Below are 21,914 nucleotides of genomic sequence, written 5' to 3' on the forward strand. Positions count from 1 at the left end.
TCAGGAGGTGGGCGCCGCGCTCGGTGAGACGACGGGGCCGGTGGCGGCGCCGCCGGTGTCCGTGGGTGACGGCGTGGGCGTCGGGGTGTCCGTGGCGCACGGGTCGGGCGTCGGCGAGTCGGTGGGCGTGCCCGTCGGGGTGGCGGTCGGCGTCGGCGTCGGCGAGGCGGTGCCGCTGTCGGTCGGCGTCGGCGTGGGCGTGTCCGTCGGGCAGCCCGGGTCGGTCGGCGTGCCGGTCGGCCCGGTGGTGGGTCCCGTCGTCGGGCCCGTGGTGGGCCCGGTGGTCGGCCCCGTGGTGGGGGGTCCGGTGGTCGGGCCGGAGGTCGGTCCGGTGGTGGGGCCGCCGGTCGGAGTGCCGGTCGGGCCGGTGGTGGGCGTACCGGGCGGGCTCGTCGGCGAGCCGGAGGGGCTGCCCGACGGGGTGGGGCGGCCGTTGCCGTACTGCGACGGGGCCAGCGGCGGGAGCGGCCCGGAGCCGTGCGGGGCCGGCGACTTGACCGGCGCGTACGGGGCGACGCCGTGGTCGGGCACCGCGACGGTGGTTCCCGACATGAAGTGCTCGTACCAGGCCCGCACCAGGTTCAGGTAGTCCTGCGAGTGGTTGTAGCCGAGGATCGCCTGGTCCATGTCGTGCGGGACGGCCAGGTCGCGGCCGTCGGCGCACAGGTAGTGGGCGGCGGCCAGCGCGGCGTCGTACACGTTGTTGGGGTTGCGTATCCCGTCACCGTTGCCGTCCGCGCCCCAGGTCGCCCAGGTGGACGGGATGAACTGCATCGGCCCCACCGCCCGGTCGTGCACCGGGTCGCCGTCGTAGGCGCCGCCGTCGGTGTCGCTGATGTTCGCGAAGCCCTGGCCGTTGAGCACCGGGCCGAGGATCGGCGAGTACGTCGTACCGTCGGCGGCCACCTCGCCGCCGCGGGCCTGGCCCGACTCGACCTGGCCGATGGCGGCGAGCAGCTGCCACGGCAGGTGGCAGCCGGGGTCGCTGGCCGCGACGGCCTCCTGGGCGCGCTGGTACGCGTCGAGCACGGTGGCCGGCAGGCTCGGGCCGCCGCCGGGGACGGTCACGCTGGGGCTGCCGGGGCCGCTGGTGACCGGCGGGGTGGGGCCGGTGGGGGTGTTGAGCGGCGGCAGGTCGGTGAAGTACGGGGAGCCGCCGTCGATCGGCTGGCCGGCCGGCGGAGCGGCCGGCTGGTCCTGGCCGTGGTCCTGCGCGGCGGCCGACGTGGTGGACGCGTGGGCCACCGGGAGGAACCCCGGTGCCTGCGAGGCACCCAGCGCGGCCATCGCCGCCGCCGCCACCGCCGTGCCTGCCGCTCCCCTGCGTAGCCTTCGCCCGTACCGCCGCGCTGCCATTCCGCAGTCCCCTCCGCTGTGCGAGATGTACGCCGTACCGGCGCCACAACTCGGTTGACCCTACGGCAACTTCAGCCCCCGGACCACAGTTCCGGAGGTACCCGAACGGTAGGAAACACCGCAATTCGGTACGCGTTCTGGACTGTTGGAGGAGCCTTCACCGACGGGACGCAGCACGTACACACAGGTCTCGCACAGGGTCGGCTCCCGGCCTCAGTGCGCGGCCGACTCCCAGTCCGCGCCGTCACCCACCGACACGTCGAGCGGCGCCCGCAGCGGATACGCCCCGGCCATCTCGCGGCGGACGATCTCCTCGGCCTTCTCCCGCTCGCCGGGGGCGACTTCGAGCACGATCTCGTCATGCACCTGGAGCAGCAGCCGGGAGGTCAGCCGCTCGGCGGCCAGCGCCGCGTCCACCCGCAGCATCGCGATCTTCACGATGTCGGCCGCCGAACCCTGGATCGGCGCGTTCAGCGCCATCCGCTCGGCCATCTCCCGGCGCTGCCGGTTGTCGCTGTTGAGGTCCGGCAGATAGCGGCGGCGGCCCAGCAGCGTGGAGGTGTAGCCGGTGCCCCTGGCCTCCTCCACCACCCGGTGCAGGTAGTCCCGCACCCCGCCGAACCGCTCGAAGTACGTCTCGATCAGCGCCCGCGCCTCGGCCGCCTCGATGCCCAGCTGCCCGGACAGGCCGAACGCGGACAGCCCGTACGCCAGGCCGTACGACATCGCCTTGATCTTGCGGCGCATCTCGGAGTCCACCGCGTCCCGCGGCACGCCGAAGACCTGCGAGCCGACGGTGCTGTGCAGGTCCTCGCCCGAGGTGAAGGCCGCGATCAGGCCCTCGTCCTCCGACAGGTGGGCCATCACCCGCAGTTCGATCTGGCTGTAGTCGGCCGTCAGCAGCGACTCGAAGCCCCGGCCGACCACGAAGCCGCGGCGGATCGCCCGGCCCTCGTCGGTGCGGATCGGCACGTTCTGCAGGTTCGGGTCGGTGGACGACAGCCGGCCGGTGGCCGCCACCGTCTGGCTGAACGAGGTGTGGATCCGCCCGTCCGGCGCGATCGTCTTGACCAGGCCCTCCACAGTGACCCGCAGCTTGGCCTGCTCGCGGTGCCGCAGCATGATCACCGGCAGCTCGTGGTCGGTCTGCGCGGCCAGCCACGCCAGCGCGTCCGCGTCGGTGGTGTAACCGGTCTTGGTCTTCTTCGTCTTGGGCAGGCCCAGCTCGCCGAACAGCACCTCCTGGAGCTGCTTGGGCGAGCCGAGGTTGAACTCGTGCCCCACCGAACCGTGCGCCTCGACCACCGCGTGCTGCACCGCGGCGGCGAACTGCTGCTCCAGGCCCTCCAGATGGTCCCGGTCGGCGGCGATCCCGGCCCGCTCCATCCGGGCCAGCAGCGCCGACGTCGGCAGCTCCACATCGTGCAGCAGCTCCATCGCGCCCACCTCGGGCAGCCGCTCGGTGAACACCTCGCCGAGGTCGAGCACCGTGCGGGCCTGCACCATCAGCGCCTCGGCCGCCGCGCTCTCCTCGTCCTCGTCCTCCTCGCCGAAGGCCAGCTGCCCGCTGCCGGTGTCGGCCGGCGCCAGCTCGCGGCCCAGGTACTCCACCGACAGCACGTCCAGGGCGAACGAGCGGCGGCCCGGCTTGATCAGATACGCCGCCAGCGCGGTGCACATGGTGATGCCGTCGATCTGCCAGCCGTGCTCGGCGAACACCCGCTCCACGTTCTTCGCGTTGTGCAGCACCTTCGGGCGGGCCGGGTCGGCCAGCCAGGCCGCGAACGCCTTCTCGTCGGCCTCGTCGAGCTGCGCCGGGTCGAACCAGGCCGCCGCGGCGGAGTCCGCCAGCGCGACCTGGGTGACCGTGCCGCTGCCCAGCGCCCAGGTGTCCACACTGGCCAGGCCGAGCGGCCCCTCGGTGTGCTCGGCCAGCCACTGCGGCAGATCGCCGGCCGTCAGCAGCGTGCCGTCCACCGCCACGCCCGGCTCGACGGCCGGCTCGTCCAGCTCGGTGCCCGGGTCGGCGGCGAACAGCCGCTCGCGGAAGTTGGCGTTGCGGAACTCCAGCGCGTCCAGCACCGTGCCCAGCGCGGTGCGGTCGTACGGCGGCCGGGCCAGGCCCTCGGGGCCCAGCGGCAGCGGCACGTCCCGCACCATCTCCGTCAGCCGGCGGTTGAGCTTCACCGCGTCCAGATGCGCCCGCAGGTTCTCGCCGGCCTTGCCCTTGACCTCGTCCACCCGCTCGACCAGGTCGGTGAACGACCCGAACTGGGTGATCCACTTCGCCGCGGTCTTCTCCCCCACGCCGGGGATGCCGGGCAGGTTGTCCGACGGGTCGCCGCGCAGCGCCGCGAAGTCCGGGTACTGGCGCGGGGTCAGCCCGTAGCGCTCCTCGACCTTCGCCGGGGTGTAGCGAGTCAGCTCGGAGACGCCCTTGGTCGGGTACAGCACCGTCACATGGTCCGACACCAGCTGGAACGCGTCCCGGTCGCCGGTCACGATCAGCACGTCGTAGCCGAGCTCCTCGGCCTGGCTGGCGAGGGTGGCAAGCACGTCGTCCGCCTCGAAGCCCTCGACGGCGAACCGGCTGACCGACATCGCGTCGAGCAGCTCGCCGATCAGCTCCACCTGGCTGCGGAACTCGTCCGGCGTCTTGGAGCGGGTCGCCTTGTACTCGGGGAACTCGTCGAACCGCCAGGTCTTGCGCGACACGTCGAACGCGACCGCGAGGTGCGTGGGCTGCTCGTCACGCAACGTGTTCGCGAGCATGGACGTGAACCCGTAGACCGCGTTCGTCGGCTGCCCCGTGGCGGTGCTGAAGTTCTCCACGGGCAGCGCGTAAAACGCCCGATACGCCAGCGAGTGCCCGTCCAGCAACATCAGCCGGGGCCGGTCGTTCTTCGTCTTCGATGCTTTCTCTGCCACGTCCCCGATCCTCCCACGCCGCACTGACAGTGCCGCCGCGTACGAGTTCGCGCCGCACCGCGCCGCTCCGACGTCACACGTGCGTGGCAGTATCGGTTGCATGGCAAAGAAGCCGCCTCAGGGTGACCCCGTTCAGGACGCGCCGCAGGTGCGCGCGCCGAAGCACGCCGCGGCGGGGCTGCCCGCCATCGGGCAGACGATGAAGATCGCCGGGGCCCAGATGGGAGCGCGGCGGGCCACCGGCACGCTGCTCAAGGTCAACCAGAAGGACGGCTTCGACTGCCCCGGCTGCGCCTGGCCGGAGGGCGACCACCGGCACATTTTCGAGTTCTGCGAGAACGGCGCCAAGGCCGTGGCCGAAGAGGCCACCCTGCGCCAGGTCACCCCCGACTTCTTCGCGGAGCACCCCGTCGCCGACCTCGCCCGGCGCAGCGGCTACTGGCTCGGCCAGCAGGGCCGCATCACCCAGCCGATGTACCTCGCGGAAGGCGCCGAACGCTACGAGGCCATCCCCTGGGAGCGCGCCTTCGACCTCGTCGCCGAGGAGCTGCGCGCCCTGGACTCCCCCGACGAGGCCGTCTTCTACACCTCGGGCCGCACCAGCAACGAAGCCGCGTTCCTCTTCCAGCTGTTCGCCCGCGAGTACGGCACCAACAACCTGCCCGACTGCTCCAACATGTGCCACGAGTCGTCCGGCTCCGCCCTCACCGAGACCCTCGGCGTCGGCAAGGGCAGCGTGCTGCTCGAAGACCTCCACCAGGCCGAACTGATCATCGTGGCCGGGCAGAACCCCGGCACCAACCACCCGCGGATGCTCTCCTCGCTGGAGAAGGCCAAGCGCAACGGGGCGCGGATCGTCACCGTCAACCCGCTGCAGGAAGCGGGCATGGAGCGGTTCAAGAACCCACAGACCGCCACCGGGCTCGCCGGGCACGGCACCGTACTCACCGACCTGTTCCTGCCGATCAGGCTCGGCGGCGACCAGGCGCTGTTCCGCGCGCTCGGCCGGCTGCTCATCGAAGCGGACGCCCTCGACCGGGACTTCATCGACGAGCACACCCACGGCTACCAGGAGTACCGGGCCGCGGCGCTCGCCGCCGACTGGGACGAGGTGGAGCGCGCCACCGGCCTCAGCCGCGCGGAGATCGGCGAACTCCACACCCTGGTCACCGGCGCCAAGAGCATCGTCGTGTGCTGGGCGATGGGCCTCACCCAGCACAAGCACGCCGTGCCGACCATCCGCGAGGTCGTCAACTTCCTGCTGCTGCGCGGCAACGTCGGCCGGCCGGGCGCCGGGGTCTGCCCGGTGCGCGGGCACAGCAACGTGCAGGGCGACCGCACCATGGGCATCTTCGAACGGCCGCCCGCCGCCTTCCTGGACGCGCTGCGCGACGAGTTCGGCTTCGAACCGCCCCGGCACCACGGGCTCGACGTGGTCCGCGCCATCGGCGCCCTGCGCGACGGCGAGGCCAAGGTGTTCTTCGCGATGGGCGGCAACTTCGTCGCCGCGTCCCCCGACACGAACGTCACCGAGGCCGCCATGCGGCGCGCCCGGCTCACCGTGCACGTCTCCACCAAGCTCAACCGGTCGCACGCCGTCACCGGGGCCCGCGCGCTGATCCTGCCCACGCTCGGCCGCAGCGACAAGGACGTCCAGGCCGGCGGCGCCCAGTTCGTCACCGTCGAGGACTCCATGGGGATGGTGCACGCCTCCCGGGGCCGGCTCACCCCCGCCTCCCCGCACCTGCTGTCCGAGCCCGCCATCGTCACCCGGCTCGCCCAGGCCGTGCTCGGCCACCACAGCGTCATCCCCTGGGCGGACTTCGAAGCCGACTACGACCTCGTCCGGGACCGGATCGCCAACGTCGTCCCCGGCTTCGCCGACTTCAACACCCGGGTACGGCACCCCGGCGGCTTCACCCTGCCGCACGCGCCGCGCGACACCCGCACCTTCCCCACCGCCACCGGCAAGGCCAACTTCACCGCGGCGCAGATCGAGTACCCGCAGGTGCCCGAGGGGCGGCTGCTGCTCCAGACGCTGCGCTCGCACGACCAGTACAACACCACGATCTACGGGCTCGACGACCGCTACCGCGGCATCAAGGCCGGCCGCCGGGTCGTCCTCGTGCACCCCGACGACGCCGCCGCCCGCGGCCTGGCCGACGGCGACTACACCGACCTCGTCAGCGAGTGGACCGACGGCACCGAGCGGCGCGCGGAAGGCTTCCGCGTCGTCCACTACCGCACCCCGCGGGGCTGCGCCGCCGCGTACTACCCCGAGACCAACGTCCTCATCCCGCTGGACCACACCGCCGACACCAGCAACACCCCGGCCGCCAAGTCACTGGTCATCAGGCTGGAGCCGCCGGTCAACGGGTAGAAAGCTGTGTGCTACACAGAGGCAGCGAGCAACACGGAACCACCGCTGACGCACACAGCACGGACGATCGGAGCCGACCCCATGGGCGAGCACGCCGCCACCACCTTCCCGCCCGGCACCCTGGAGCAGTACGCCGACCTCGGCGTGGACCTCCAGAAGCTCTTCTCCGCCGGACACCTCGGCGAGCGGATGGGCATCCACGTCATCGAGGCCGCCCCGGAGAAGGTCGTCGGCACCATGCCCGTCGAGGGCAACACCCAGCCCTACGGCCTCCTGCACGGCGGCGCCTCCGCCGTACTCGCCGAGACCCTCGGCTCGCTGGGCGCGATGCTGCACGGCGGCCCCGGCAAGATCGCCGTCGGCGTGGACCTCAACGCCACCCACCACCGCGGCCTGCGCACCGGCACGGTCACCGGCACCGCCACCCCCGTCCACCGCGGCCGCTCCTCGGCCACCTACGAGATCGTGATCACCGACGACGCCACCGCCAAACGCGTCTGCACCGCCCGCCTCACCTGCCTCCTCCGCCCCGCCGCCCCGGCAGCCACCACCGCCCCGGAGTAGGCCACTTCGACGTCAGTGCTTGGGCCCGACGTGCCGATCCATCAGCGCGACGGACGCGCGGCGGGCGACAGAGACGTTGTACGCGCGGGCGCCGCTGCGAGCGACCCGCCACTCGACCCCGACCGCGTCGAGGGTGGCGCAGTACAGCCGAAGGATGTCCTCGGACATGTTCGTGAAGAAGTACCGCGGATACTCATAGCGCTTCCGCACCCCGCCCACGACCCGCTCGGTCCAGTTGGTGACCCGACACCCGTCGGAATGGATCAGCCCCCGGACGAACTCCCACGGGTGAGCGTCGACTATCTCCTGCTGCCACGACTCCAGAACGATGGCCCGCTCGTGCTTCTTGCCTGGCCCGTGCTGGGGGAACACCTCAGGCCACTGCTTGCTGGTCGAGGTGACCTGAACGCACCCCTGTTGCTGCACCCTGCAGACCGCACCGCCAGGCCGCACCGCGCGAATAGCCTGCTCGCAGGCGTCTGCCACGCCCGGCCACGCGTCGGCACAGGCGATCCGCAGCGCGTACACGTCCCTATGGGTACGGCTGAGGCAGCCGTCGCCCAGATACAGGCCGAGGAGGTACGGGTACTCCGGGATATCCGTACGTAGCGGGGCGCGTCCGATGCTGACAGGATCCAGACCGCTGGCCAGCCAATCGCGAATCGACGCGCGCGATATGCCGGTGAGGTGGCTGACGGAGTTGAGGCTGCGGCCCTCGGCCACCATCTGCAGGGCCCTGCTGCGCGTTGCGATGTCGTACATACGACCGAGGCTGCGGCACTCTCAGCGTGAACGCGACGGATCGACGTGAGATTCACCATGTGCAGTGATCTTGCTAAAGAGACGCTTACCTTGGAATCGAAGGAGAGTGCCCCGGGTCGGACTCGAACCGACACTGTATGGGTTTTGAATCCATTGCCTGCTGCCAATTGGGCTACCGGGGCCCCTTCGAAACAGAGGATAGCCTACTCCCTCGGTGCCCCAATGTTATCGGAGCTGGGTAGGCTCGGGGTGCAGCACCCCGCCCTGAGAACGAGGAGCACCGTGAGCGCCCCCGAAGAGTTCCCCACGCCGCAGGATGAGCAGGCTCAGGACGAGCAGTCGCATGTGCCGCCGCTGACCACGCGGGTTGTCATCGCTGAGGATGAGGCTCTGATCCGGCTGGATCTCAAGGAGATGCTGGAGGAGGAGGGCTACTCCGTCGTCGGTGAGGCCGGGGACGGGGAGCGGGCGGTGGAGTTGGCGCAGGAGCAGCGGCCGGATCTGGTGATCCTGGATGTGAAGATGCCGGTGCTGGACGGGATCTCGGCGGCGGAGCGGATCGCCTCGGAGAAGCTGGCGCCGGTGTTGATGCTGACGGCGTTCTCGCAGCGGGAGCTGGTGGAGCGGGCCCGGGACGCGGGGGCGATGGCGTATCTGGTGAAGCCGTTCAGCAAGTCGGATCTGGTGCCGGCGATCGAGATGGCGGTGAGCCGGTTCCAGGAGCTGCGGGCGCTGGAGGCGGAGATCGCGGATCTTTCGCTGCGGCTGGAGACCCGCAAGCTGGTGGACCGGGCGAAGAGCGTGTTGCAGACGAAGTACGGGCTGAGCGAGCCGGCGGCGTTCCGCTGGATCCAGAAGACGTCGATGGACCGGCGGATGTCGATGCAGGCGGTCGCGCAGGCCGTCATCGACGAGGTCACCGAGAAGTAGCCCCCCGCCGGCGAGAACGGCGAAAGGGCCCGTACCCCTCCGGGGGGGTGCGGGCCCTTCGCGTGCGTGCGCGGTGCGTGCTCAGTCCTCGCCGAGGTACGCCTTGCGGACCTTCTCGTCGTTGAGCAGGTCGCGCCCGCTGCCGGAGAGCACGATGTTGCCGATCTCCATCACATGGCCCTGGTCGGCGAGGGAGAGCGCGGCCTGCGCGTTCTGCTCGACGAGCAGGATCGTGGTGCCCTGCGACTTGAGCTCCACGATCGTGGACATGATCTTCTGCATCATGATCGGCGACAGGCCCATGGAGGGCTCGTCGAGCATGAGCAGTTTGGGCTGGGACATCAGTGCCCGGCCCATGGCGAGCATCTGCTGCTCGCCGCCCGACAGCGTGCCGGCCGCCTGCTTCCTGCGTTCGCCGAGGATCGGGAAGAGGTCGCAGGCGCGCTGGATGTCCTTGGCGATGGCCACGGTGTCCTTGCGCAGGAAGGCGCCCAGTTGCAGGTTCTGCTCGATGGTCAGCCGCGGGAAGATGTGCCGCCCTTCGGGCGAGTGCGCCAGCCCGAGCGAGACGATCTTGTGGGCGGGGACCCGGGCGAGCGGTTTGCCGTTGAAGACGATGCGTCCCGAGACGGGGTTGAGCAGCCCGCTGAGGGTGCGCAGCGTCGTGGTCTTGCCGGCCCCGTTGGTGCCGATGAGGGTGACGACCTGGCCGGCCTCGACGGAGAACGAGATGCCTTTGACGGCTTCGATCTTGCCGTAGGCGACGCGGAGGTCCTCGACTTCGAGCATTGCGGTCATCGGTCGTTCTCCTGGCTGCTGGGCTCCGACGCGTCGCCGGCTTCCTTGCCCGGTCCGTCCTCCTCGTAGGGTTCGCCGAGGTACGCGGCGATGACGCGCTCGTCGCGCTGGACGACCTCGGAGCTGCCCTCCACGAGCAGTTCGCCCTGGACGAGGACGGCGACGCGGTCGCAGAGGTTGAAGATGAAGCGCATGTCGTGCTCGATGACGAGGACGGCGATGCCCTGGTCCCTTACCGCGAAGACGAGTTCCTCGGTGGCCCGGGTCTCCTGCGGGTTCATGCCCGCGGTGGGCTCGTCGAGCAGCAGCAGGCCGGGTTCGCTGGCGAGTGCCCGGGCGATCTCCAGCTTGCGCTGCTCGCCGTAGGGCAGGTTGCGGGCGAGGTGCTCGGCCTTGTCGGCGAGGCCGGTGAACTCCAGGAGTTCCATGGCCTTGACCCGGGATTTCGCCTCGGCCTTGTGGTAGCCGGGGCCGCGCACGAGGGCGGACAGCAGCCCTTCGCGGGTCCGGGTGTGCCGTCCGACCAGGACGTTCTCCAGCACCGTCATGTTGGCGAACAGCCGGATGTTCTGGAAGGTGCGGGCGACGCCGGCCTTGGTGACGAGGTGCGGCTTGGGCGGCAGGACGTTGCCCTGGTAGGTGACGGTGCCCTCGGTCGGGACGTACAGCCCGGTGAGGCAGTTGAAGAAGGTGGTCTTGCCGGCGCCGTTGGGGCCGATGAGGCCGACGATCTCGCCGGCGTTGACGGCCAGGTCGACGTCCCGGACGGCGGTGAGGCCGCCGAACCGCATGATGACGCCGCGCGCCTGGAGCAGTGGTGTCCCGTCGGGTGTCTGCGCGGGGACGGGTGCGTGGGTGCTCGTGGTGGTCATGGTGTGGTCACGCCCCTGCCTTGCCGACGGGCACGGTGTCGTCGCCGAGTGGGCGCTGCGCGGGGATCAGGGCGTCTTCCTCGTGGAATTCGAGCTGCCTGCGCCGGTTGGGGATGATGCCCTCGGGGCGGAACCGCATGATGAGGATCAGCACGATGCCGAAGGCGAACAGTTCGTACCGGGCCAGGAAGCCGAGTTTCTCCGGGATCAGGTAGAGCAGCGCGGCACCGAGGATGGGGCCGCTGACCGTTCCCATGCCGCCGAGGACGACGGCGGCGAGCAGGAACGCGGAGTTGGGCGGTGCGGCGCCGGAGAACTGGTACGGGTTGGGCACCACGTTGTAGGTGACGTGGGCGCTGACCGTACCGGCCAGGCCGGCGAGGCTGGCGCCGAGCGCGAACGCGATGAGCTTGACGCGGAAGCCGTTGACGCCCATGGCGGTGGCGGCGGTCTCGTCCTCGCGGATGGCGATCCAGGAGCGGCCGATCCGGGAGTCGGCGGCGCGGGTGAAGATCATCACGACGATGACGGTGATCACCAGCATCAGCAGGTAGTAGTTGGCGAACCTGCCGAGCGTGAACGAGCCGATGTCGTGGGTGCCGCCGAAGTTGTAGCCGAAGATCGACAGTTCGGGGATCTGCGAGATGCCGTTGGGGCCGCCGGTGAGCTTGGGGCCGGAGACGCCGTCGAGGTTGTTCACGGCGATCCGGAAGATCTCACCGAAGCCGAGCGTGACGATGGCCAGGTAGTCGCCGCGCAGCCGCAGGGTGGGCGCGCCGATCAGCACGCCGAAGACGAGGGCGGCCGCCATGCCGGTGAGGGCCGCGGCCCAGAACGGGAACTGGACGCCGGACCAGACGGAGAACTGGGAGCCGGAGACCAGCGCCGCGGCGTAGGCGCCGACACCGAGGAAGGCGACGTAGCCGAGGTCGAGCAGGCCGGTGAGGCCGACGACGATGTTCAGGCCGAGGGCGACCGTGCCGAAGATCAGGATGTTGACGCCGAGGTTGGCCCAGTGCTCGTTGTTCTGGGCGAACGGGTAGGCGACGGCGGCCAGGAAGCCCATGGTGGACGCGAACCGCCGGTGCTCGGCGGTGATCCGGGAGAACTGCCGGGTGAGTCCGGCGGCGCTCAGCGCCCACAGGGTGAAGGCGACCAGGATGAGGTAGCCGACGAAGATCTCGGTGTAGCCGGTGGCGAGCCCGTAGGTGAGGACCTTCAGGCCGATGGCGGCGACGATGACGATGATCAGCCACTGCAGCCAGACGTTGAGCTTGGCGGGGTCGGACACCGGCAGGTCGGTGTGGTCGAGCCGGGCTTCGCGCATCCGGCGGTAGCCGCCGCGGACGGCTGTGTTGTCGGCGAACCGGCCGAGCTCGTAGTAGCCGGCCTCCGGGTCCTCGGCGGGCTGCCGGTGCAGCGGCAGCGACAGGGTGCCGATCAGCAGGATGGCGGTGCCGGCGGCGGCGACGAAGCCGCCGGGGTCGAGGTTGGCCAGGCCGCCGAGTTTCTGCGCGATGGCGATGACGGTGTACCAGGTGGTGCCGAAGGTGCCGGCGGCGATGAGCAGCACCGCGTTGTTGGAGCGGCTGGGCACCAGGACGCGCAGCAGTGGCACGCCGAACGCGGCGAGCGCGAACAGCACGGCGAGGATGCCGCCGATGAGGGTGAGCACCTGGAGGCCGCCGGGGTAGCCGGAGACGGTGAGGTCGCCGGGGAACTCGGTGGTGTAGGTCCAGGACATGAAGGTCGCGGCGATGGTCGCGACGGCGCCGACCAGGGTGGTGGCCCTGGCGACGTTGGCGGGCAGCCGCAGGTACGGCTCGACGCGCCGGCCGCCGTCGTTGGCGGTGCCGAGGCCGGGGCCGAGCGCGGCGGTGGTGATGTCAGTCATGGGTGATCACGCCCTGTCCGCTACGCGCTCGCCGAGCAGGCCCTGCGGGCGGACCAGCAGGACGACGATCAGCAGGACGAAGGCCCACACGTTGGCCCAGCTGCCGCCGCCGAGCTGCTGCATGCCGGGGATGTTGGAGATGTAGGCGGAGGCGCAGGACTCGGCGATGCCGAGGACGAGCCCGCCGAGCATGGCGCCGTAGATGTTGCCGATGCCGCCGAGCACGGCGGCGGTGAACGCCTTGAGGCCGGCCTGGAAGCCCATGTCGTAGCGGACCTGGCCGTACTTCAGACCGGAGGCGAGGCCGGCGACGGCGGCGAACAGGCCGCCGATGGCGAAGGCGATCACGATGATCCGGTTGGTGTCGATGCCCATGAGCTTCGCGGTGTCCGGGTCCTGCGCGGTGGCCTGCATGGCGCGGCCGGTGCGGCTGGTGCGGACGAACGCGGCGAGGCCGATCATGCAGATCGCGGCGGCCACCACGAGGAAGATGTCGCCGCGCTGGATGTCGATGTCGCCGACGTGGTACGGGTGCGTGCCCAGTTGCGGGAACGTCTTGGCGTTGTCGGCACCGGGGTACCACAGGAAGATCGCCTGCTGGAGGGCGAGGGAGAGGCCGATTGCGGTGATCAGCGGTGCCAGGCGTGGCGCGGTGCGCAGTGGCCGGTAGGCGAATCGTTCGGCGCCGATGGCGATCAGGACCGAGACGATGGCGCCGCCGAGCAGCATCAGCGGTAGCGCGAGCCAGATGGACGTGCCGCTGGGGAGGTTGGTCCAGACCGCTAGCGCGCCGAAGCCGCCGGTCATGAAGATCTCACCGTGGGCGAAGTTGATGAGCTGGACGATGCCGTACACCATCGTGTAGCCGATGGCGATGAGCCCGTACATCGAGCCGATGAACAGCCCGTTGGCCAGCTGTTGCGGCAGGGTGTGCACCGCATGGCCTCCATGTCGCTGGGGAGCAGGGTGAGTGCTGGGGACGGAGAGCGGGGGGTGTGCAGGGGGGTGCGTGCGGGTTGGCGGGGGGTATAGACGGCGGGCCGCGCGATCGGGGTGACCGGCCGCGCGGCCCTGGGTGCTGCGGGGGTGCGGTCAGCCGTTGTAGGTGCCGCTCTTCACGGCCACCCACGCACCCTTCTTGACCTGGTAGACGGTGAGCTGCTTGTTGGTGGTGTCACCGTACTGGTCGAACGAGACGTGGCCGGCGATGCCGTCGAAGTCGCTCTTCTGCACGGCGTCGACGAGCTTGGCACGGGCGTCCGCCATGGCCGGCAGCTTGCCGCCGTTGGCGTCCATGACGGCCTTCACGCCGTTGATGATCGCGGTGGCGGCGTCGTAGGAGTAGCCGCCGTAGGTGCCGTAGTCACCGGGGTAGCCCTTGGCCTTGTAGGTGGCGATGAAGTCCTTGGCGCCGGCCAGGGTGGTGACGGGGACGCCGACGGAGGTGGCGAGGTCGCCTTCCGAGGCGGTGCCCGCGGTCTTGATGTAGGTGTCGGAGAACATGCCGTCGCCGCCCATCAGCGGGATGTTGACGTTCGCCGCCTTGAGCTGCTTGGTGAGCAGCTCGGACTCGTCGTACTGGCCGCCGTAGTAGAGCATGTCGGCGTGGCTGTTCTTGACCTTGGTGACCAGGGTGGAGAAGTCGGTGTCACCGGTGTTGACGTGGTCGGCGCCGGCGATCTTGCCGCCGAGCTGGCCGAACTTGCCCTTGAAGATCCCCGCGAGACCCGCGCCGTAGGTCTGCTTGTCGTCCACGATGAAGGCGTTCTTCTTCTTCAGCGTGTTGTACGCGTAGTCCGCCGCGAAGCCGCCCTGCAGGGCGTCGGTGGTGGCGGTACGGAAGTACGTCTTGAACGGGCGGACCTTCTTGCCGCTGTTCCAGTCCTTGCCCTGCGTCAGGGTGGGGTTGGTGTTGGCGGGCGAGATCTCGACCATGTTGGCGGTGGCGAAGACCTGCTGCATGGACTGGGCGACGCCGGAGTTCAGCGGGCCGACGGCGGCGATCACGGTCTTGTCGGCGACCAGCGCGGTGGCGTTCTGCTGGCCGGAGGCGGGCAGCGCCTTGTCGTCCAGGGCCTTGAGCTTGAAGGTGACTCCGGGGACGAGGTTGTTCTTGTTGGCGTCGTCGACCGCGATCTGCACGCCGAACTGAAGACCGAGGCCGGTGGCCGAGTTCTGCCCGGTGAGCGGAGCGTCGACGCCGATGACAACGGTGGTCTTCGCGGCGCTGCTGCTGTCCCCGCCGCCCTTCTTGTCGTCGTTCCGCGAGCCGCAGGCGGTGAGCGTGAGGGCTCCAGTGGTGAGTACGGCGGTCAGTACAAGCAAGGAACGGTGTCGCACGATCAGTCCTTTCCCCTGGCACGGCCGTCTCTGATGAGAGGCCGAGTCACGCACTGGAAGCCGAACTGACAAATCCGGTGGCGCGGTGACTGGCCGTGACTCTAGGCGCGTCATGCCCGGTCAGGCAGAGGTGTGGGGAAGAGTGTGACTGTCTTGTTATGCCGCGTGGAAACTCTTGAGGTTTTATTGAGGTTCCGCGAGGGATTTGGGTACTTTGCGCTGGCGTCCGGATGCTGAGAACGCGCACTTCCGGTGCCGCTCGGCGGGCTGGTGGGCGGTCTTGCGGCCCCACCGCCGAGGTCCGTCCGGCCAAGAATACGGGCAGCGATGCGGACCGGGGCCCGCGGGGCGCGCAACCAGGCGAAGAGCACAATCCGTATTGCGTGCGCGTTACCCAGCGTTAATTGCGTTCGTTTGCCATTCGCGAATCACACACCCCCGACGGCGGTTGCCGATCGGGGGCGCGTGTCGTGGTGCGGGCGGTGCGAGTTGTGTCAGTACCAAAAAAGCGCAGATGCATTACCGCTTCGGTGAATCGTCCTCACCGATGTGGTGCACCCTGACCATGTTGGTGGTGCCGGGCACGCCGGGCGGCGAGCCGGCGGTGATCACCACGACGTCGCCCTTCTTGCAGCGGCCGATCCGCAGCAGGTGCTCGTCCACCTGCTGCACCATCTCGTCGGTGGTCTGCACCATCGGGCCGAGGAACGCCTCGACGCCCCAGGTCAGGTTGAGCTGGGAGCGGGTGGCCGGCTCCGGGGTGAAGGCCAGCAGCGGGATCGGCGAGCGGTAGCGGGACAGCCGGCGGACGGTGTCGCCGGACTGGGTGAAGGCGACCAGGAAGCGGGCGCCGAGGAAGTCGCCCATCTCGGCGGCGGCCCGGGCCACGGCGCCGCCCTGGGTGCGCGGCTTGTTGCCGTCGTCCAGCGGCGGCAGGCCGGTGGCCAGCACCGCGTCCTCGGCGGCCCTGACGATCCTGGCCATCGTCTTGACCGTCTCGATCGGGTACTTGCCGACGCTGGTCTCGCCGGACAGCATCACCGCGTCGGTGCCGTCCAGGACGGCGTTGGCCACGTCGCTGGCCTCGGCGCGGGTGGGGCGGGAGTTGTCGATCATCGAGTCGAGCATCTGGGTGGCGACGATGACCGGTTTGGCGTTGCGCTTGGCGAGTTTGACGGCGCGCTTCTGCACCAGCGGCACGGCTTCGAGCGGCATCTCCACGCCCAGGTCGCCGCGGGCCACCATGATGCCGTCGAAGGCGTCCACGATGTCGGCGAGGTTGTCCACCGCCTGCGGCTTCTCGACCTTGGCGATCACCGGGACCCGGCGGCCCTCCTCGCCCATGATCCGCAGCACGTCCTCCATGTCCCGGCCGCTGCGGACGAAGGACAGCGCGATGACGTCGGCGCCGATCCGCAGGCCCCAGCGCAGGTCGCGGATGTCCTTGTCGGACAGCGCGGGCACCGAGACGGCCACGCCGGGCAGGTTGAGCCCCTTGTGGTCGGAGATCATGCCGCCCTCGATGACCATGGTGTGCACCCGCGGCCCCTCGACGTCGGTGACCTCCAGGGTGACCCGGCCGTCGTCGACCAGGATGCGCTCGCCGCGGGCGACGTCGGCGGCCAGACCCTTGTACGTCGTGCCGCAGATCTGCTGGTCGCCCTGGATGTCGTCCACCGTGATCGTGAACTCGTCGCCGCGTTCAAGCAGTACGGGACCCTCGGCGAAACGCCCGAGCCTGATCTTCGGGCCCTGAAGGTCCACAAGGATGCCCACGCTGCGGCCGGTCTCGTCGGCCGCCTTGCGCACCCGGCGGTAGCGGTCCTCGTGCTCGGCGTATGTTCCATGGCTCAGGTTCAGACGTGCCACGTCCATTCCGGCCTCGACCAGTGCTTTGATCTGGTCGTAAGAGTCGGTGGCGGGGCCCAGGGTGCAGACAATTTTCGCTCGGCGCATGTATCGAGCGTATGACTTACTCGTTGGTAGGGAACGCGCTGACGGCAACTGCCCAACGACGTCTGGATTAACGCTTGTTGACAAGTATCGAAGTGTGCAGCCGCGCGCTCTGATGAGCACATCGGTCACACCCGTATCGGCAGAGCGTGACTTACGGTGGCTGGCTCACGGCGCCGACACCCGGGGGACATCTGGCGGTTACGTGGTGGGGGTGTTGCGCGAGGGGGTGGCTGGGACAGAATCTACGCGCGTTGTGCCGTCCAGTCAGGGAGACCGAAATGCCGCTCAATCGCAGGGACTTCATCAACCGCACCGCCGCCACCGGCGCGGGGGTGGCGATCGCCGGGGCGGCGGGCGCCGGGTCCGCGCAGGCGGCCGACCACCGGCACGGGCACCAGCCGCATCCGCCGCACCGGCCCACCACGTTCAGCCTGCGGGTGCTCGGCACCACCGACCTGCACGGCCACGCGCTGAACTGGGACTACTTCACCGACGCCGAGTACGACGACGCCACCCACAACGACGTCGGCCTGGCCAAGATCGCCACGCTGGTCGAGCAGGCCAGGGCCGAGAAGGGCCACGACCGCACGCTGCTGATCGACGCGGGCGACATCATCCAGGGCACCCAGCTGTCGTACTACTACGCCCGGGTGGAGCCGATCACCGGCGCCCGCAGGGGCCCGCAGCACCCGATGGCGCTGGCCATGAACCACATGAAGTACGACGCGGCGGCGCTCGGCAACCACGAGTTCAACTACGGCATCCCGCTGCTGCGCGCCTTCCAGGACCAGTGCGACTTCCCGCTGCTCGCGGCGAACGCGGTGGACGCCAAGACCCTCAAGCCGGCCTTCCCGCCGTACCTGGTCAAGGAGCTCAAGGTGCACGGCGCCCCGCCGGTCAGGATCGGCATCCTGGGCCTGACCAACCCCGGCATCGCGGTCTGGGACAAGGCCAACGTGCAGGGTCAGCTGGCCTTCCCGGGCCTGGTGGAGCAGGCGAAGAAGTACGTGCCGAAGCTGCGCGCGCTGGGCTGCGACGTGGTCTTCTGCACCGACCACTCCGGCCTCGACGGCACCACCTCCTACGGCGACGCGGTGCCCTACCCGGAGAACGCCTCCTCGCTGGTGGCCGCGCAGGTGCCCGGCATCGACGCGATCCTGGTCGGCCACACCCACGTGGAGCGCCCGCAGACCCTGGTGGTCAACGAGCAGACCGGCAAGACCGTGGTGCTCTCCGAGCCGCTGTACTGGGGCATGCGGCTGTCGGTCTTCGACATCGACCTGACCTTCGAGCACGGCCGCTGGCAGGTCTCCTCGGTCACCGCCGAGGTGCGCAACGCCAACACCGTCGCCGAGGACCCGCAGATCGCCCGGCTGGTGCGGGACGAGCACCAGAAGGTCGTCGCGTACGTCAACCAGATCGTCGGCACCTGCACGGTCGCGATGTCGGCGGCGGAGTCCACGTACAAGGACACCCCGATCATCGACTTCCTGAACCTGGTGCAGTCAGACACCGTCAAGGCCGCGCTGGCCGGCACCGCATACGCCTCGCTGCCGGTGCTGTCGGAGGCCTCGCCCTTCTCGCGGACCGCCGCGATCCCCGGCGGCCAGGTCTCGCTGCGCGACGTGGCCGGGCTCTACGTCTACGAGAACACCCTTGAGGCCAAGATCCTCACCGGCGCCCAGGTCAAGGACTACCTGGAGTGGTCGGCGGCCTACTTCGTGCAGACCGCGCCCGACGCGCCCGTCGACGTCACGAAGATCACCAACGCCAACAACACCCCGGACTTCAGCTACGACGTGCTCAGCGGCGTCTCGTACGACATCGACATCGCCCAGCCGGCCGGCTCGCGGATCGTGAACCTCACCGCGGGCGGCGCCCCGATCGACCCCGCCGCGCAGTTCGTGCTCGCGGTGAACAACTACCGCTCCAGCGGCGGCAGCAACTACCCGCACGTGGCCACCGCCCAGCAGGTGTGGTCCAGTTCGGACGAGATCCGCAACACGATCATCGCCTGGGTCCAGGCGCACGGCACCATCGACCCGTCGACCTTCGGCGGCGACGAGTGGCGGCTCACCCGCGCCGGAGTGCCGCTGTTCTCGTAGTGGCCCCGCCGGCCTGCGGGACACCGTCGAGGCCGAAGGTGGTGAACGCGGTCCTGACCGGCAGGGGGTAGTGCTCCCTGCCGGTCAGCAGCCCGGTCAGGTCGTTGAGGACGACCGCGGAGCGCCAGGCGGCGAGCCCGAGGTCGGGGGCGCCGACGCCGTGGCTGTGGCGCTCGGCGTTCTGTACGTAGATCCGGCCGGTGACCGACCGGTCCAGCTCCATCCGGTGCCGGGCGTCGATCCGCGGCCGGCCGGCGGAATCCCGCCGGATGTACGGGTCGAGCGAGCCGAGCAGCCGGTCGAGCGGGCGCTCCCGGTAGCCGGTGGCCAGGACGACGGCCCCGGTGATCAGCCGGCTGCGGGTGCCCTGCTCGGTGTGCTCCAGGTGCAGTTCGATGCTCTGGGTGCCGAGCCGGCCCGCGGTGCGTACGGTCACGCCGGGCGTCATGGTGGCGTCCGGCCAGCCGCCCTCCAGGCTGCGCCGGTACAGCTCGTCGTGGATCTCGGTGATCGTCGCGGTGTCGATGCCTTTGTGCAACTGCCACTGCCGGGGCAGCAGTTCGTCCCGCACCGGCTCGTCGAGGCCGTGGAAGTAGCGGGTGTAGTCCGGGGTGAAGTGCTCGAGTCCCAGCCGGCTGTACTCCATCGGCGCGAAGGCCGGGGTACGGGCCAGCCAGGTCAGCCGCTCCCGGCCGGCCGGGCGGGCCCGCAGCAGGTCGAGGAAGACCTCGGCGCCGGACTGCCCGGAGCCGACGACGGTGATGTGGTCGGCGCCCAGCAGCCGGCTCCGCTGCTTGACGTAGTCGGCGGAGTGCACCACCGGCACGGTGGGGGCGTCCGCCAGCGGGCGCAGCGGCTCCGGCACGTACGGCTGGGTGCCGATGCCGAACACCAGGTGCCGGGCGTAGGTGCGGCCCAGCGCCTCGGCCTCGCCGTGCTCGTCGAGGTGGGTGTGGTCGATCTCGAAGTGGCCGCGCGCCGGGTTCCACCGCACCGAGTCCACCTGCTGCCCGAAGTGCGTGGTGGGCAGCGCCTCGGCGACCCACCGGCAGTAGGCGTCGTATTCGGCGCGGTGCACGTGGAAGCGCTCGGCGAAGTAGAACGGGAACAGCCGCTCGCGGGACCTGAGGTAGTTCAGGAACGACCACCGGCTGGTCGGGTCGGCGAGGGTCACCAGATCGGCCAGGAACGGGACTTGGAGGGTGGCGCCGTCGATGAGCAGGCCGGGGTGCCACTGGAACGAGGACCGCTGGTCGTAGAAGGCGGCGGTCAGGTCGGGTACGGCGTCGGCGAGGGCGGCGAGGGAGAGGTTGAAGGGGCCGATGCCGATGCCGAGGAGGTCGAAGGCGGCGTCGGAGGGGGCGGCGTCGGGGGCTTCGGACACGGCGGCGGTCTCGGGCGCGGCGGCGGTCTCGGCTGCCGGGGCGGGCTGGGCAGGCTGAGCGGGCTGGGCGGCTTGGACGGGTTGGCCGGTGTCCGCTGCGGGCGCCGGTCCCGTCGGGCCCGGTACGGCGGCCGGGCCGGGTGCCGCGACCGGCTCCGGTGCCGCGGCCTGGTCCGGTGCCGCGGTCGGCGGGAGCGGGCCGGTGGCGTCGGGCGCGGGCGCCGGCTGCGTTGTGCCGGCCGGGTCCGTGGGGGCGTTCATCGGTCGGTGCCGCCTTCCGTGGTGAGGTGCAGGAGCGCGTCGAGATCCTGGGGGCGCAACAGCGGGTTGAGCAGCGTGGCCTTCAGCCACAGCCGGCCGCCGGCCCGGGCCCGGCCGAGCACCGCCCGGCCGTCGTACATCAGCCGCCTGCGCAACTGCGCGACCTGCTCGTCGCTCGCGCCGGTCGGCCGGAACAGCACGGTGCTGATCACCGGCGGTGCGTACAGCGTCAGTTCGGGGTGCCGGTCGACCCGCGCGGCGAGTTCGGCGGCGTGCTCGCACACCGCGTCCACCAGCGCGGCCAGCCCGTCGCGGCCCAACGCCCGCAGCGTGACGGCGACTTTGAGGATGTCGGGGCGGCGGGTGGTGCGAAGCGAGCGGCCGAGCAGGTCGGGCAGCCCTGCCTCGGTGTCGTCGGCCGGGTTGAGGTACTCCGCGCGGTGGTCGAGCGGGCGCAGCGCGGCGGTGTCGGGCACCGCGAGCAGGCCGGCCGCGACCGGTTGCCAGCCGAGTTTGTGCAGGTCGAGGGTGACCGAGACGGCCGACTGCAACCCTTCGAGCTTGGCCGCGTGATGCCTGCTGAACAGCAGCGGGCCGCCGTAGGCCGCGTCCACGTGCAGTTCGGCGCCGCGCCTGACGGCGGTCTGGGCCAGCTCCGCCAGCGGGTCGATCGCGCCGGTGTCGGTGGTGCCGGCGGTGGCCACCAGCAGGGGCCGGCCCGGCAGTTCGTCGAGGACGGTGTCCACGGCCGCCGGGTCCAGGACGCCGGCCGGGGTGTCGATCAGCACCGGTTCGGGCAGCCCGAGCAGCCAGGCCGCGCGCGGCACGCTGTGGTGGGCGTTGGCCCCGCACACCACCTGCACCCGGGGGCCGCCGGCCGCCCGTTCCCTGGCGAGCAGCAGGGCCAGCTGGTTGGACTCGGTGCCGCCGGTGGTCACCAGCACGTCGGGGGCCGGCAGGTCGGGGAAGACCGCGGCGGCCAGCGCGGCGGCAGTCCTGGCCTCGATCTCGGTGCCGGCCGGGGCCTGGTCCCAGGAGTCCAGCGACGGGTTGAGGGCGGCGACGGCCAGTTCGGCCGCGGCGGCGACGGCCAGCGGCGGGCAGTGCAGATGCGCGGCGCAGGCGGGCTCCGCCGGGTCCGCGGCGCCCTCCGCGAGCAGCTTGACCAGGGTGTAGACGGCCTCCCGCTCCCCCGTGCCGCTCACCGGCAGCGCCGGGCCGAGCGCGGCCCCGATCCGGTCCGCGGTCGCCGCCGGGCCGCCGGGCGCCAGCGGGCCGCCGCGGGCGGTGGCGCCGTCGGTGAGTGCGGCGAGCACCGTCTCCAGCAACGGCCGCAGTTGTGTCGGTCCTTGGCGTCCGCCTGCCAGACCGGGCATCTCCATGG

Annotated in this window: 15 protein-coding genes and 1 tRNA gene; 4 read left to right on the forward strand and 12 right to left on the reverse strand. The window is 70.7% G+C overall.

Translation table 11 applies throughout. The features are described 5' to 3' along the window. A complete protein-coding gene (locus tag ACQPW6_RS07630) occupies positions 1-1,356 on the reverse strand; it encodes a lytic transglycosylase domain-containing protein (RefSeq protein WP_433888774.1) in 1,356 nt (451 codons plus the stop codon). Between the two features lie 213 nt (positions 1,357-1,569). After that, entirely contained in the window at positions 1,570-4,284 is a 2,715-nt protein-coding gene (gene polA / locus ACQPW6_RS07635; RefSeq protein ID WP_433888775.1) for a DNA polymerase I, read from the reverse strand. 100 nt (positions 4,285-4,384) lie between these two features. Here polA and ACQPW6_RS07640 point away from each other — a divergent pair, with 100 nt between their 5' ends. Both ACQPW6_RS07640 and ACQPW6_RS07645 read left to right on the forward strand, forming a co-directional pair. Further along, positions 4,385-6,664 carry an FdhF/YdeP family oxidoreductase gene (locus ACQPW6_RS07640; protein WP_433888776.1) on the forward strand — a complete coding sequence of 760 codons (2,280 nt, stop codon included), beginning with the start codon at positions 4,385-4,387 and terminating at the stop codon, positions 6,662-6,664. A gap of 81 nt (positions 6,665-6,745) precedes the next feature. Next, positions 6,746-7,228, forward strand: a complete 483-nt coding sequence (locus ACQPW6_RS07645; protein WP_433888777.1) for a PaaI family thioesterase — start codon at positions 6,746-6,748, stop codon at positions 7,226-7,228. A 12-nt stretch (positions 7,229-7,240) separates the two neighbouring features. On the opposite strand, the gene ACQPW6_RS07650 is transcribed toward ACQPW6_RS07645, so the two are convergent. Together ACQPW6_RS07650 and ACQPW6_RS07655 are read right to left on the reverse strand one after the other, a co-directional pair. Next, complete coding sequence (locus ACQPW6_RS07650) at positions 7,241-7,990, reverse strand: transcriptional regulator (RefSeq protein WP_433888778.1); 750 nt, start codon at positions 7,988-7,990, stop codon at positions 7,241-7,243. A gap of 107 nt (positions 7,991-8,097) precedes the next feature. Further along, positions 8,098-8,172, reverse strand: a tRNA-Leu gene (locus ACQPW6_RS07655). Positions 8,173-8,272: 100 nt separating this feature from the next. On the opposite strand from ACQPW6_RS07655, the gene ACQPW6_RS07660 reads away from it, so the two are divergent. Then, entirely contained in the window at positions 8,273-8,920 is a 648-nt protein-coding gene (locus tag ACQPW6_RS07660; protein WP_433888779.1) for an ANTAR domain-containing response regulator, read from the forward strand. An 81-nt stretch (positions 8,921-9,001) separates the two neighbouring features. Here ACQPW6_RS07660 and ACQPW6_RS07665 read toward each other — a convergent pair whose 3' ends face one another. From ACQPW6_RS07665 to pyk, 6 genes are all read right to left on the reverse strand, one after another. Next, the gene (locus ACQPW6_RS07665) at positions 9,002-9,718 is read right to left on the reverse strand and encodes an ABC transporter ATP-binding protein (protein ID WP_433888780.1); all 717 of its coding nucleotides are present in this window, start codon (positions 9,716-9,718) and stop codon (positions 9,002-9,004) included. Next, the gene (locus tag ACQPW6_RS07670) at positions 9,715-10,590 is read right to left on the reverse strand and encodes an ABC transporter ATP-binding protein (RefSeq protein WP_433888781.1); all 876 of its coding nucleotides are present in this window, start codon (positions 10,588-10,590) and stop codon (positions 9,715-9,717) included. The genes ACQPW6_RS07665 and ACQPW6_RS07670 overlap by 4 nt, the downstream gene beginning before the upstream one ends. A 7-nt stretch (positions 10,591-10,597) precedes the next feature. Continuing rightward, complete coding sequence (locus ACQPW6_RS07675) at positions 10,598-12,484, reverse strand: branched-chain amino acid ABC transporter permease (RefSeq protein ID WP_433888782.1); 1,887 nt, start codon at positions 12,482-12,484, stop codon at positions 10,598-10,600. Between the two features lie 6 nt (positions 12,485-12,490). Then, the gene (locus ACQPW6_RS07680) at positions 12,491-13,420 is read right to left on the reverse strand and encodes a branched-chain amino acid ABC transporter permease (RefSeq protein WP_433888783.1); all 930 of its coding nucleotides are present in this window, start codon (positions 13,418-13,420) and stop codon (positions 12,491-12,493) included. A 156-nt stretch (positions 13,421-13,576) separates the two neighbouring features. Then, positions 13,577-14,824 carry a branched-chain amino acid ABC transporter substrate-binding protein gene (locus tag ACQPW6_RS07685; RefSeq protein ID WP_433888784.1) on the reverse strand — a complete coding sequence of 416 codons (1,248 nt, stop codon included), beginning with the start codon at positions 14,822-14,824 and terminating at the stop codon, positions 13,577-13,579. A gap of 519 nt (positions 14,825-15,343) precedes the next feature. Next, a complete protein-coding gene (pyk, locus tag ACQPW6_RS07690) occupies positions 15,344-16,780 on the reverse strand; it encodes a pyruvate kinase (RefSeq protein WP_433888785.1) in 1,437 nt (478 codons plus the stop codon). 278 nt (positions 16,781-17,058) lie between these two features. Between pyk and ACQPW6_RS07695 the strand changes: the two genes are divergently transcribed. Next, a complete protein-coding gene (locus tag ACQPW6_RS07695; RefSeq protein WP_433888786.1) occupies positions 17,059-18,885 on the forward strand; it encodes a bifunctional metallophosphatase/5'-nucleotidase in 1,827 nt (608 codons plus the stop codon). Here the strand turns inward: ACQPW6_RS07695 and ACQPW6_RS07700 are convergent. Next, positions 18,854-20,530 carry a lysine N(6)-hydroxylase/L-ornithine N(5)-oxygenase family protein gene (locus ACQPW6_RS07700; protein WP_433888787.1) on the reverse strand — a complete coding sequence of 559 codons (1,677 nt, stop codon included), beginning with the start codon at positions 20,528-20,530 and terminating at the stop codon, positions 18,854-18,856. The two genes, ACQPW6_RS07695 and ACQPW6_RS07700, sit on opposite strands and share 32 nt — an antisense overlap. Beyond that, complete coding sequence (locus ACQPW6_RS07705; protein ID WP_433888788.1) at positions 20,527-21,912, reverse strand: pyridoxal phosphate-dependent decarboxylase family protein; 1,386 nt, start codon at positions 21,910-21,912, stop codon at positions 20,527-20,529. The genes ACQPW6_RS07700 and ACQPW6_RS07705 overlap by 4 nt, the downstream gene beginning before the upstream one ends. Positions 21,913-21,914: the final 2 nt, after the last annotated feature.

Origin of the sequence: Streptomyces sp. CA-111067 (assembly GCF_050956065.1) — a bacterium.
Lineage (GTDB): Bacteria > Actinomycetota > Actinomycetes > Streptomycetales > Streptomycetaceae > Actinacidiphila.

Bases quoted from the DNA above. Each gene is read 5' to 3' on its own strand.
- ACQPW6_RS07630 (WP_433888774.1), bottom strand. From the start codon at position 1,356: ATGGCAGCGCGGCGGTACGGGCGAAGGCTACGCAGGGGAGCGGCAGGC.
- ACQPW6_RS07640 (WP_433888776.1), top strand. From the start codon at position 4,385: ATGGCAAAGAAGCCGCCTCAGGGTGACCCCGTTCAGGACGCGCCGCAG.
- ACQPW6_RS07645 (WP_433888777.1), top strand. From the start codon at position 6,746: ATGGGCGAGCACGCCGCCACCACCTTCCCGCCCGGCACCCTGGAGCAG.
- ACQPW6_RS07650 (WP_433888778.1), bottom strand. From the start codon at position 7,990: ATGTACGACATCGCAACGCGCAGCAGGGCCCTGCAGATGGTGGCCGAG.
- ACQPW6_RS07665 (WP_433888780.1), bottom strand. From the start codon at position 9,718: ATGACCGCAATGCTCGAAGTCGAGGACCTCCGCGTCGCCTACGGCAAG.
- ACQPW6_RS07670 (WP_433888781.1), bottom strand. From the start codon at position 10,590: ATGACCACCACGAGCACCCACGCACCCGTCCCCGCGCAGACACCCGAC.
- ACQPW6_RS07675 (WP_433888782.1), bottom strand. From the start codon at position 12,484: ATGACTGACATCACCACCGCCGCGCTCGGCCCCGGCCTCGGCACCGCC.
- pyk (WP_433888785.1), bottom strand. From the start codon at position 16,780: ATGCGCCGAGCGAAAATTGTCTGCACCCTGGGCCCCGCCACCGACTCT.
- ACQPW6_RS07695 (WP_433888786.1), top strand. From the start codon at position 17,059: ATGCCGCTCAATCGCAGGGACTTCATCAACCGCACCGCCGCCACCGGC.
- ACQPW6_RS07700 (WP_433888787.1), bottom strand. From the start codon at position 20,530: ATGAACGCCCCCACGGACCCGGCCGGCACAACGCAGCCGGCGCCCGCG.
- ACQPW6_RS07705 (WP_433888788.1), bottom strand. From the start codon at position 21,912: ATGGAGATGCCCGGTCTGGCAGGCGGACGCCAAGGACCGACACAACTG.